Here is an 11,885-nt window from a genome sequence, read left to right on the forward strand (position 1 = left end):
ATGCAGTAGCCGCAAAGGCACAAAGGCTCAAGGGAGCACGAAGAAAAAAATAGTGGCTTTTTCCTTTGTTTCTTCTTTGTGTTTCTTCCTGTCTTTGTGTCTTAGTGGCAAAATTATTTAAAACAACTTTGGTATTTCGTTGATGCAGGTAACAATGCTCATCCACAACATCACCGCTACTACCAGCCATCCGCTCCACAACAACCATTGCGGATGTTTATAGCCGGGTAATTCTTTTTTCATCATAATCCATAACATTAAACCCAGCGAGAACGGCAGAATAAAACCATTGAGTGTGCCTACAATTACGAGAATGAGAACAGGCTTGCCCCATGCTAAGAAAATACAAGTGGATAACAGGATAAAGCTGATGATAACAATACGTTGCTGTTTTTCAAAAAAAGGATGCAGGGTTTTTAAAAAGCTCACCGATGTAAAGGCCGAGCCAACAACAGATGTAATGGCTGCACTCCATAGTACAATACCAAACAGTTTATAACCGATCGTACCCAATGCCGATTGAAAGACAGAAGCAGCAGGATTAGCTGCATCAAGTTGTGCGCCATGTTGCAATACACCCAACACTGCAAGAAATAATAAAATGCGCATACAGGCTGTAAGGATAATGCCTGTTACTGCACTGCGTTTCACTTCGGGTAAAGAAGGAATACCTGCTTTGTTTTCGAGTAAACGATGGGCGCCTGCAAACGTAATATAGCCACCCACCGTGCCGCCTACCAATGTAACAATGGAGGTGAAGTTGATGGTTGAAGGGATTATTGTACGATGCACCACTTCTCCCATGGCAGGCTGTGCAAAAAATACAACGTAGAGCATTAAACCCAGCATCACAAAGCCCAGCACTTTTACAAACAGGTCCATGGCTTTGGCAATATCTTTCGACAGGAATAGTACAACTGCAATGACCGCACTGATGATGCTGCCTGTATCCACACTTATCGGGAAAAGAATATTCAGTCCAAGCCCAGCACCGGAGATGTTGCCGATGTTAAACGCCAATCCGCCTAAACAAATAAGCACTGTTAACACATGACCGCTGCCGGGTAACACTTCATTGGCCAGTTCACTTCCACGTTTGTTGTTAGCCGTTAGTATTTGCCAGATGTTGAGTTGTGCAACAATATCGATAAGTACAGAAACGAGAATCACAAAACCCATGCTGGCCATCAGCTGTTGGGTAAACACCGTGGTTTGTGTAAGAAAGCCGGGGCCAATGGCAGAAGTTGCCATGAGGAATGCAGCACCAATGCCGGCACTGTTTACAATTCTTTTATGCGACGGGTTTGATGTCAACCTGGTTTTGTTTTAAGTTTTCAACAATGGCTTTGCAAAAGTCCACTGCATGTTTGCCGTCGCCATGCAAACAAATCGTATCGGCAACAACAGGAATCGTTTTACCGGAAGTACTCATTACTGTCTGTTGTCGTATCATCCGCAACGCCTGTTCAACAGCTGCATCAATTGATTCGATCAATGCATCGGGTTGGGAGCGGGGCGTTAAGCTGCCCTCATCGGTATACGTACGATCGGCAAATACTTCGTTGGCTGTTTGCAAACCTTTTTGTTTGGCGATGCTGATGGATAAACTGCCGCTTAAACCAAACAGTACAAGTGATGGATTAAACAGCGACACAGCTTCTGCAACAGCTGCAGCAACAGTACTGACTTTTGCCGCTTGATTGTACAGTGCTCCGTGTGGCTTTACATGTTTCAGTACAGCACCCATTTGCTTTGCCGTATCATCGATCAGCTGCAGTTGTGTTGTAACAAGCGCTATGATTTCTGCTGTTGATTTGTGCATTTCTGTTCTGCCGAAATTTTCTTTGTCGGGCCACGATGGGTGTGCACCGATATTGACATTGTGTTGCAGACATAATGCAATCGTCCGCTTCATCGTGTCCATATCGCCTGCATGATAACCACAGGCAATGTTGGCACTGCTGATGAGCGGAATGATCTGTGCATCAGTTGCAAGACCTTCGCCTAAATCGCAATTCAGATCAATTGATTTCATATTGCACATTGGTCGGCACGGTCGCAGTCCGTCAGACCCTTTTTTAATGATGATTTATTTAACCAGTGAAGCTAATGCATCCTGCACCCGTTTCAATTCTTCTGCACGTTTCATGTACAATGCTTCCGCTTCCTGTAAACTTACAATTTGAAATTGAATTGCATCACCCGGTTTCTTTTGCGCCAGTAACGAAAGATCGGCAGCGCACACCTGTGCAATGCGTGGATAGCCGCCTACGGTTTGTGCATCGGCCATGAGTATGATCATTTCTCCAGACGATGTTAGCTGTACGGTTCCCTGCGTTACAGGTGATGAAACAATATCGCAGGACTGGTTGGTTTGAAGTGTTTCCGTTTTCAAACGATAGCCCATGCGGTTACTTTGCTGTGTAACAGTAAATGCTTGTTGCGTAAAGTTGGATGAAGATGCATCGGTGAGATAATTCCATTCAGCGCCTTTCAATACACGGATTGTAGTGCCCCTCATCGACTCATTTGATTGAAATAATTCAATTGTTGCACCTGCTTTTAACACCTGCAGTAACTGCTGTTGCAATTTGCTGTGTTTGTTTTTTTGAGCGAGAATATCTGCTTTCTTCAAAGGCCGGCCATCAAAGCCGCCTGCTTTTATCAACAGATCGGTTGAACTGCTTTGCAGAAATTCATCGGCAGCAAAACCACCGGCAACGGCCATGTATAAACGAAAGCCGGGTAATTGTTGCCTGCAGTGTACAACCGTTCCTGCAGCAATAAATAATGGTTTGTGCAACGGCAATAGCTGTTGCTCTGTTTCGGGTTGTAAACCGCCTCCTGTAAAAGCAATGACTGTATCAGCAGTAAATACAAAGCGATGCGGTGATTGTGTTAACTCCAATACTGTTTCATCTGCATCGTTCCCAACCAATACGTTTGCCAACTGTGCTGCAGAACTATCCATGGCGCCGCCTTTACTTACGCCGTATTGCAGGTAGCCGGTGCGTCCGGTATCCTGCAGTGTGGTTAAGAAACCGCATTGTTCAACCTGTATGCTTGGTTTGTTGTCATCTGAAGTCTTTGTTAGATGAGTGATGTTGTTTTTTAATTCCCGTCCGACGGGGGCGTCTGACGTACTGTATTGTTCAAACTCATCTGGAGTAATAGGTTTGAATTGTACTTCATCACCTGCTTTCAACAAAAATGGATTTGTTCTGTGGCGATCAAATAACTGCAAGGGTGTACGGCCAATAATATTCCAGCCGCCGGGTGTTGCAAAAGGATAGATGCCTGTTTGTTCGCCTGCAATGGCAACAGAGCCGGGTGCAACTGCAAGCCGTGGTTGCTGTTTACGCTTTGTAACAATACGCTCATCTGTTTTACCCATGTACGGAAAACCGGGTGTAAAACCAAGCATGTACACATGATAAGTTTTGCTGCAATGCAGTTGAATCAACGCTTCTGTACTTAACCGTAAGTTGCCTGCCGTTTCTGCAAGATCGGGTGCAAAGTCCTCATTGTAACAAACAGGAATTTCTATTAGTTGCGTTGTTGTTGATGCGGTTGGGCTCTTTGCATTTGCAATAATATTCCTTACAGATTCTTCTACCGATGCTGCAATGCTTGCAGCTGTTTGTTCCACTTCAACAGGATTGAAGTAAACAGCAAGTGTATTGTATGCAGGAACGGTTTCAACAAAGCCGAGAAAGGGATTTTGTTCAATGCAATGCTTCGCCTGCATCAGTTGTTGATGCGTATGCACATCAATACTGTTACCAAACCTGAGCAGAATGGAAGATTCATTAACCGGATGAACAGAGAAAAGTTGCATACCTGCTCAAAATACAAACTAAACAAAAACGCTCCTTTGCAGGAGCGTTTCTTTATTTTTTGCTGTTGAAATGAAATTAATCAACAACGCTGATCTTGATGAGGTTGGTTGGCAGATGCAGATGAACAGGTGTACTACCGGTGTTCACCACAATATCGCCTGTTTGTACAAAACCACGCTGACGCAAAATATCAATCTGGTCTGCAATGATATCATCTACGCTGATCTCTTCTGAATAGTAGAAGGCACGAACACCCCAGCTTAAACTCAGTTGGTTTACCAGGCTGCGTTCTTTGGTGAAGATGAACAGTGGCGCTTTCGGACGGAAACTGCTCAACATGAAACCGGTGTAACCGCTCTGCGTCATACCAATCAATGCTTTTGCATGAACGTCTTTTGCAATTTCGCAGGCATTGTAACAGATCGCATCACTCAGGAAAGAAGGAGAGTGCGGCTGTGGCTTCAGATCTTCTTCACGATCGTAACGGTAGTAAGAGCTTGTTTCAACTTCTTCAATGATCTTGCACATGGTTTCTACCACCAATGCAGGATGATTACCGGTAGCTGTTTCTCCACTCAACATCACCGCATCAGTACCTTCCATTACGGCATTCGCAACGTCGGTAATTTCGCTACGGTTTGGCTTCACACGGTCAATCATACTTTCCATCATCTGGGTAGCAACGATTACCGGCTTTGCACGGTGAATACATTTGCGGATGATGTCTTTCTGAATCAACGGAACCTTTTCAACCGGCATTTCTACACCCAAGTCACCACGTGCAACCATGATGGCATCACTTTCAATAATGATGTCACGGATGTTGGCAACAGCTTCTGGTTTTTCAATCTTCGCAATAATCTTGGTTTTGCTCTTGCGCTCATCCAGTTTATTACGGAGAATGATAATGTCTTTTACATTACGCACAAATGAAAGTGCTACCCAATCCAATTGCTGGTCGATGATGAATTCCAGATCGGCCAGATCTTTATCGGTTAATGCAGGTAACGAAATTTTTGTATCGGGGAGGTTAATGCCTTTCTTCGACGAAAGACGGCCACCCAATGTAACCTGTACCTGTACGTCGTTTGCTTTTGTAATGCCTACCACTTTTACTTCCAGCTTACCATCATCAATTAAGATAATGTTGCCTGGCTTTACATCTTTATGCAGGTTGGGGTAAGAAACATAAATGCGTTCTTTGGTACCTACCAGTTTTTCGTTGGTGAAGGTGAGGATGTCGCCTTCTGCCACATCAATACCACCATTCTCCATTTCACCCACACGCAACTTAGGTCCCTGCAAATCGCCAAGGATGGCAATATTGTACGGTTCGTTTTTATTGATGTTGCGGATATGTTCAATAATCTGTGCTTTGTCTTCGTGTGCGCCATGCGAAAAGTTAAGGCGAAACACATTTACACCTGCTCTTACCAGCTCTAATAATTTATCGTAAGTATCGCAGGCCGGACCAACAGTCGCAACAATTTTTGTACGATGACTCATGTGCTTTTTACCTGCTTCTTTGTCCATTTCCTTGTGCAAATATTTTTCAACGTTTTTTGACATAACAGCCAGTTTGGATGATTATTTTTTATAAAGCCCGCTACGGGAATTGAATTTCAAGAATGAACAAACAGGGCAGCAGCTTAGCTGGCCAGGATCTTCACAATCTTCATCCATTCTTCACTGATCTTCTGTTTGGCTTTTACAGCTTTATCCAGCGCAGTGAAATGAAGTTTGTTGTTCATAATACCAATCATGATATTGTGTTTGCCTTCGATTAAACAATCAACCGCTGCATAACCTAAGCGGCTGGCGATTAAACGATCAAGACAGGATGGTGAACCACCACGCTGAATATGACCGAGAATACAAACACGGGTATCCAAATGCGGTAAACGCTTTTTAATGATCGTTAATACTTCGTTGGCGCCGCCGGTTTCATCGCCTTCGGCTACAACAATCATATTTACGAGTTTTTTGCGGCGTTCTTTTTCTTCCAACGAATCAACTACAGCTTCAATGTCTGTTTTTGTTTCGGGAATAAGAATGTGCTCAGCGCCTGTGGCAATACCACTGTGCAAAGCAATATAACCTGCATCACGTCCCATTACTTCAATAATAAAAAGACGGTCGTGTGCATCGGCTGTGTCACGAATCTTATCAATTGCTTCAATGGCTGTATTTACTGCAGTGTCGAAACCAATGGTAAAATCGCTGCCCGCAATATCTTTATCAATTGTACCGGGTAAACCAATACAGGGAATATCGAATTCGTTCGAGAATTTCTGTGCGCCACGGAAACTGCCATCGCCACCAATCACAACCAATCCGTCAATACCGTGTTTCTTTAAGTTGTCGTAGGCTTTTTTGCGTCCTTCGGGTGTGTAGAAATCTTTACTTCTTGCTGTCTTAAGAATGGTACCGCCTCGTTGAATGATGTTGGCTACGCTGCGGCTGTGCATGGGAACAATGTCGTCGTCAATCATACCCTGGTATCCACGCATGATACCAAACACTTCCATATTGTGATAGAGACCGGTTCGAACAACGGCTCTGATGGCCGCATTCATGCCGGGTGAGTCGCCACCCGATGTTAATACGCCGATCTTTGTTACTTTTTTGCTCATTAGATAGTTGAATTAGATCGTACCAATGCAAGAGGCTGCAACGATTTGCAGAATTGCCTTGCTTTTGGCGGGGCAAAAATAAGGAAATGCTATGATAACGCTTGTTCGTCGTTTGTTTCAAACGTTTGCAAATCATTCATTCGTTCATACTTTATGTGTCAAGTTAAATGCAGGCTTCATTTACAGCTAATTCGTACTGTTTTACCCGTTTAAATCGCATTTCTTATATTCAATGCATGAAATAACCATTCTAACGTAAATTTTGAAGCAGCAGGAGGCCTTCTTTCCACAGACGAAGTTGTAGCTGGTTTGGTTATCCATGTGTTCAAAGAAATAATAATAACTACACACATGAAAGTGCTTGTAACAGGCGCAAATGGCTTTTTAGGGCAGCATCTGGTCCGGCAGCTGGTTGATGAAGGCAAATTCGTTATTCATGCCTGCGGAAAAGGAGCCAGCCGGTTAGCATATGGCGAACAAAATGCCGTGCATTACCACAGCTTCGACTTAACTGATTACAGGCAAACGCAACTGCTGGTAGAAAAAGTTTCTCCCCACATCATTATTCATACCGCAGCAATTACCCAGCCCAACGATTGTGCAACCGATAAAACGGCTTGCTGGAAAACCAATGTTGCGGCTACCCGTGTGTTGCTGCGTGCTGCGCAAAAAACAAGATCGTACTTTATTTATCTCAGCACCGATTTTGTGTTTGACGGGAAAGAAGGACCTTACGATGAAACAGCTAAACCAAATCCAATTAATGATTACGGCGAAAGCAAACGGCTTGCAGAAGAAATGGTAACCATGAGTTCGCTGCATTGGGCAATCGTAAGAACGGTGCTGGTGTACGGTGGCAAAGTGCCCGGCGGCAGAGGAAATTTTGTGCAATGGGTAAAAGAGAAGTTGAGCGCCGGTGAGCGAATCAACGTAGTAGATGATCAGTTTCGCACACCAACGTATGTAGAAGATTTAGCGAAAGGAATTTTATTGGTTGTGATGAAGCATGCCAAAGGCGTGTATCATATTTCGGGTAAAGAAATGTGTACGCCTTACCAGTTAGCAGTAATGGTGGCTAATACATTGCAACTCGATGCTTCGTTGATTGAAAAAGTAACAGCCGATACGTTTACGGAGCCAGCAAAACGTCCGCCCAAAACGGGCTTTATTATTACAAAAGCTGTAAAGGAATTGGGTTTTGTGCCAATTCGGTTGGAAGAAGGATTGCGAAAATCGTTTGGTTTGTAAACCTGCTGCCGGTTGGCTGCAATAGCCTTCGCTAAAAAGTATGTAATACGATTTTTATGAACCTGCCTGGCGAATACGTAGTAAAGCAGATTGCTGCTGCACAACAGCTGCTCGACGATTATACCCCATCTGTCGACAAAGAACTGCTACACCAGTTGCGTGTGGCGCTTAAGAAGGTAAAAGCGGTCATTGAATTACTGCAGGCGGTCCATCCGGGAAAACATAAAAAGCTCAAACATTTACTGAAGCAACTCTTTAGCAATGCAGGTGTCATCAGAGAAATGCAGTTGCGTGTAAGCTGGTTGCAAAAACATCGCTGCGCCGCTATTATTGAAGCTACATTGTTGCAGATAAAGCTGACAGAAGAGGAGGAATTATTTGCAGCACAAAAAAGTGATTGGCAGAAGAGCTTGGGAAAGCTGAAAACAAAACTGAAAAAACAAACTGCGTCAATCGATCAGCAACAAATACTAAACTATACTTCGGCATTAAAGGAAACAATAGTTAAAGAACGCTCATCTGTTACAACTGCAGACTGGCATTTATACCGTAAACAGCTAAAACAATTACTGTATACCCAGCATTGGTTAAAGGAAGGAGACAGGTTGAAACTGCTGCCTGTACAAACCTGTAAACGGCTGGATCGGTTGCAGGATACAATTGGCCTTTGGCACGATGCGGAAGAACGTTTACAAAAAATGGAACATGAATTATTATACCTGCACCCCGATGAAAAAGTACGCCGGCAATTTGCACGATGCCGTTTGCAATTGCAACAGGAAATCATCCAACACGAAAAGGCGGCCAAGCAATTGATGATTCGCAGCTGATGTTACCGCTTATCATTTAAAAAGTATGCGCAATCGGGTGCAGCGATAACTGAAAAGCAAAAACTGCTAACTTAGTTTTATCTAAAGAAACTGCTTGAGAAAACTGGTTGCTATATTCTTTCTTGTTCCCGTATTTTTTACGCAGATGGGTTATTACTTTCTGTACACTTTTCAGCAAAAACAACTGAAAAGAGAAATGAAGAAAGAAATGCTGGCAGGTATTTCTTTTTCAGAACTTGAAGTGATCGATCCTTCTGCAGCCGGTACTTCTTTTCGTTGGGAAGAAGAAAACAAAGAGTTTTACCTGCACGATGAGTTGTATGATATTGTTGAGGTTAGAAAAGAGGGGACAAAAACACTCTACTATTGCATTAACGATAAAAAAGAAAAGCAGCTGTTGAAGAAACTGGCAGATGCTGTACGTGGCGGTCAACAAGGCAGGCACGGCAGTAAGCATGGCAAGCAGCTCGTCAAATTTCAATTGCCGGTATTTGTATTGTCAAAGTTAACAGTTGAATTTACAGGATTGGTTGTGGAACGTCCGTCTTTCGGAATGTTAGAACAGCATCTTGTTTCTGTAAGCAAAGAAATCAAAGATCCTCCACCCAAAGCCTGACAGGCTATTACTTCACATTTGCCGGAATAATCTTTACGGCATGTTTTATTATTCTTTAAAAGTAGCAAGTGTTTGCTGCAAAACATGCAGCAGCTCCAACTGTGTCTTTTAACTGCAGCAAATGTGTTTGCCTTTTTATTCAGGCTTGCATTTGCAGCAGGTGCTGTGCGCATGCATAGCGCAATCCATTCGGTTACGGGTACAGGCGTCCATCAGTCAATCGTTTCAGTTGAAATGTTTTGCTGATCAGCGATTGCTGTTCCAGCAACTAAAACTAAATTCTATTTGTGATGAAACAATTTTCGTTCTTACTATTCGCTGTTCTTTTCTCAGTTACTTTATTTGCACAATCTTCTCTTAAAGGAAAGGTCGTTGACGTTATAAGCGGCAAGCCACTTGCTGGTGCTTCCGTTTCGTTTGTTGGTGCTGTTGTTACGGCTGATAAGGATGGCCGCTTCCAGGTTAATTGCAGCAAAACATCAAGGATCACTATTTCGTTTGTGGGTTATGAAAGCTTTCATCAACTCATTAAAAATTGCGATGCTGAACTGGTTGTTGAATTAAAACCTGCAGGCATTGCGTTGCAGGAAGTAGAGATTTCTGCAGCGTCCGGTAATAAATCTATTCTGTATCAGCCGGCATCTATTGCCAAGTTAACAGCGGTTGAGTTGAAACGTGGTACAGGTTTATTTTTAGATGATGCTATTCAAACCAATGTGCCGGGTGTAACCATGAACCGTCGTACAGTGGGTGGTGGTCAGCAGCTCAATATTCGTGGCTATGGCAATGGTTCACGTGGTACAAGAGGTATCAGTAGTAATTTTGATGGACAAGGTTATAAAGTGTACCTCAATGGTATTCCTGTTACAGATGCGGAGGGCATTACTACATTCGATGATATTGATTTTGGTTCGGTAGGTAATGTGGAGATTGTAAAAGGATCAGCCGGTTCGTTGTATGGTTTGGCCATTGCAGGTGCAGTAAACCTGCGTACAACAAAAGCCGAAAAAAATAAAACATCGCTGAGCCAGGAAGTAATGATCGGCAACTATGGCCTGCAGCGTTACACTACACAGCTGCAGGTGGGCAAAGAAAAAACTTCTTTGCTGGTGAATTATGGCAAACAGAAATCAGATGGTTTTTCTATTCACAACAAATCGAAGAAAGACTTTGCCAATGTGATCGGCGATTTTCAGTTGAATGAGAAACAAAGCCTCAGCACTTATGTTGGTTACAGCAACAGCTACGACGAACGTTTAGGCGAATTAACATTAACACAATGGCAGAACAACGATTATTCAGGCAATCCTGAATACATCAAACGCAATGCCCACAGCAATGTGGTTACGTTCCGTTCGGGTGTAGCACATACCTATAACTTCAACTCAAACATCAGTAACAGTACTGCTGTATTTGGAACAGGCTTCTCCAGCAATGTAAGCAGTGCCGGTGGCTGGACGGATAAGAATACCATCAACTACGGTTTACGTTCGGTGTTTGATACACGTTTTCCATTGGCAAATGGTGTAGCGTTAAATGGTGTGACAGGTGTTGAGTTGCAGCGCCAGGACGGACAAACAGTTGGTTATAATATGAAAGCCGATCCCAACGATCCGAACCCCGGTACATGGACGTATGGAGTAAGTCGATACTGGGTTGTAAATGCCAATACTTCTAATGCCTTTGTAATGAGCAAAACAGGATCGTTGTTTACGCAGTGGACATTCGTGTTGCCAAAAGATTTTTCAGTAACAGCGGGCATTGGTGTAAGCGATATGAAAATAAGACTGGATGACCGTTTTAATCCGGCTCTTGCAACACGTCCTGCACGTTACGAAAAAGCATACACAGGAATGGCATCACCACAGGTGTCGATCAATAAAGTGTTCAATAAAGAATTGTCGGTTTATGCAACGTACAGCAAAGCGTACAAGGCGCCGGTTAGTTCTTATTTCTACATCACCACTCCTGCAGTTACAACACCCGCAACGCCTGCAACCGGTCGTGTAAATGAAACTCTGAAACCGGAGATCGGTTCGCAATACGAAGTGGGCAGTAAAGGGCAAACACTACACGGTCGTTTAGTGTACGAACTGGCACTGTTCTATGCAACATTCGCTAACAAGATGACTGCTGTTGCTGTACAATCGCCTGCAAATGCAAATACTACTTTGTATTCGTACATGGTCAATGGTGGCAAACAATTACACAAAGGATTGGAAGCATTGGTGAAGTACACGGTTGTACAATCGAACACCGGATTCTTCAACATTGTAAGGCCGTTTGCTAACCTTGCTTATTCTGATTTTACGTATGCAAAAGGATTTACCATTCAAAAGTCGGTGACACAAACAGAAGATTACAGTGGTAAAGCCGTAGGCGGTGTGGCAAAGATTACTGCCAATATTGGTGTGGATGTGCAAATGAAATATGGTTTGTATGCAAATGTTACTTACAACTACAAAGACAAAATGCCGATCACTTCACTTAACGATTATTATGCGCCTGCATATAATCTGCTGAATGGTAAAATTGGTGTTCGGCAGAATCTCGGTAATCACTTTGAAGTGGAAGCGTATGCCGGTGCTACCAACTTAACCAACACCAAGTATTACCTGATGGTGTTTGTTAACCAGTTGCCAGATGCGTACATCCCTGCACCAAAGACAACCAACTTCTTTGGCGGCATTAATCTGAAATATAATTTCTAAACCCCGTT

At 43.3% G+C, this 11,885-nt stretch carries 9 protein-coding genes; 4 read left to right on the forward strand and 5 right to left on the reverse strand.

What is annotated here, in order from left to right; all coding sequences use genetic code 11:
- Positions 1 to 117 precede the first annotated feature (117 nt).
- The 5 genes from IQ13_RS15080 to pfkA form a co-directional block, all read right to left on the reverse strand.
- Complete coding sequence (locus tag IQ13_RS15080; protein WP_242009566.1) at positions 118 to 1,314, reverse strand: NRAMP family divalent metal transporter; 1,197 nt, start codon at positions 1,312 to 1,314, stop codon at positions 118 to 120.
- The gene (locus tag IQ13_RS15085; protein ID WP_144887255.1) at positions 1,292 to 2,035 is read right to left on the reverse strand and encodes a 5-oxoprolinase subunit PxpA; all 744 of its coding nucleotides are present in this window, start codon (positions 2,033 to 2,035) and stop codon (positions 1,292 to 1,294) included. The genes IQ13_RS15080 and IQ13_RS15085 overlap by 23 nt, the downstream gene beginning before the upstream one ends.
- A 54-nt stretch (positions 2,036 to 2,089) precedes the next feature.
- Complete coding sequence (pxpB, locus tag IQ13_RS15090; protein WP_144887257.1) at positions 2,090 to 3,838, reverse strand: 5-oxoprolinase subunit PxpB; 1,749 nt, start codon at positions 3,836 to 3,838, stop codon at positions 2,090 to 2,092.
- A gap of 76 nt (positions 3,839 to 3,914) precedes the next feature.
- Positions 3,915 to 5,408 carry a pyruvate kinase gene (gene pyk, locus IQ13_RS15095; RefSeq protein ID WP_144887259.1) on the reverse strand — a complete coding sequence of 498 codons (1,494 nt, stop codon included), beginning with the start codon at positions 5,406 to 5,408 and terminating at the stop codon, positions 3,915 to 3,917.
- An 80-nt stretch (positions 5,409 to 5,488) separates the two neighbouring features.
- The gene (pfkA, locus tag IQ13_RS15100; protein WP_144887261.1) at positions 5,489 to 6,472 is read right to left on the reverse strand and encodes a 6-phosphofructokinase; all 984 of its coding nucleotides are present in this window, start codon (positions 6,470 to 6,472) and stop codon (positions 5,489 to 5,491) included.
- Between the two features lie 351 nt (positions 6,473 to 6,823).
- Between pfkA and IQ13_RS15105 the strand changes: the two genes are divergently transcribed.
- The 4 genes from IQ13_RS15105 to IQ13_RS15120 all read left to right on the forward strand — a co-directional run bounded on the left by IQ13_RS15105 (position 6,824) and on the right by IQ13_RS15120 (position 11,877).
- Positions 6,824 to 7,720, forward strand: coding sequence for an SDR family oxidoreductase (locus tag IQ13_RS15105; protein ID WP_144887263.1), 897 nt, complete (start codon positions 6,824 to 6,826; stop codon positions 7,718 to 7,720).
- 56 nt (positions 7,721 to 7,776) lie between these two features.
- Positions 7,777 to 8,550: a CHAD domain-containing protein gene (locus IQ13_RS15110; protein WP_144887265.1), complete on the forward strand. Its 774-nt coding sequence runs from the start codon at positions 7,777 to 7,779 to the stop codon at positions 8,548 to 8,550.
- Between the two features lie 94 nt (positions 8,551 to 8,644).
- Positions 8,645 to 9,166 (forward strand): hypothetical protein, encoded by a 522-nt coding sequence (locus tag IQ13_RS15115; protein ID WP_144887267.1) that lies wholly within the window; start codon positions 8,645 to 8,647, stop codon positions 9,164 to 9,166.
- Between the two features lie 290 nt (positions 9,167 to 9,456).
- The gene (locus IQ13_RS15120; RefSeq protein ID WP_144887269.1) at positions 9,457 to 11,877 is read left to right on the forward strand and encodes a TonB-dependent receptor; all 2,421 of its coding nucleotides are present in this window, start codon (positions 9,457 to 9,459) and stop codon (positions 11,875 to 11,877) included.
- Positions 11,878 to 11,885 lie beyond the last annotated feature (8 nt).

The organism is Lacibacter cauensis, assembly GCF_007830055.1.
GTDB classification, from domain to species: Bacteria; Bacteroidota; Bacteroidia; order Chitinophagales; family Chitinophagaceae; genus Lacibacter; species Lacibacter cauensis.

What these genes read in the sequence shown, in the direction of transcription:
- IQ13_RS15105 (WP_144887263.1), top strand. Translation starts at nt 6,824, where the DNA reads ATGAAAGTGCTTGTAACAGGCGCAAATGGCTTTTTAGGGCAGCATCTG.
- IQ13_RS15085 (WP_144887255.1), bottom strand. Translation starts at nt 2,035, where the DNA reads ATGAAATCAATTGATCTGAATTGCGATTTAGGCGAAGGTCTTGCAACT.
- IQ13_RS15110 (WP_144887265.1), top strand. Translation starts at nt 7,777, where the DNA reads ATGAACCTGCCTGGCGAATACGTAGTAAAGCAGATTGCTGCTGCACAA.
- pfkA (WP_144887261.1), bottom strand. Translation starts at nt 6,472, where the DNA reads ATGAGCAAAAAAGTAACAAAGATCGGCGTATTAACATCGGGTGGCGAC.
- pyk (WP_144887259.1), bottom strand. Translation starts at nt 5,408, where the DNA reads ATGTCAAAAAACGTTGAAAAATATTTGCACAAGGAAATGGACAAAGAA.
- IQ13_RS15120 (WP_144887269.1), top strand. Translation starts at nt 9,457, where the DNA reads ATGAAACAATTTTCGTTCTTACTATTCGCTGTTCTTTTCTCAGTTACT.
- pxpB (WP_144887257.1), bottom strand. Translation starts at nt 3,838, where the DNA reads ATGCAACTTTTCTCTGTTCATCCGGTTAATGAATCTTCCATTCTGCTC.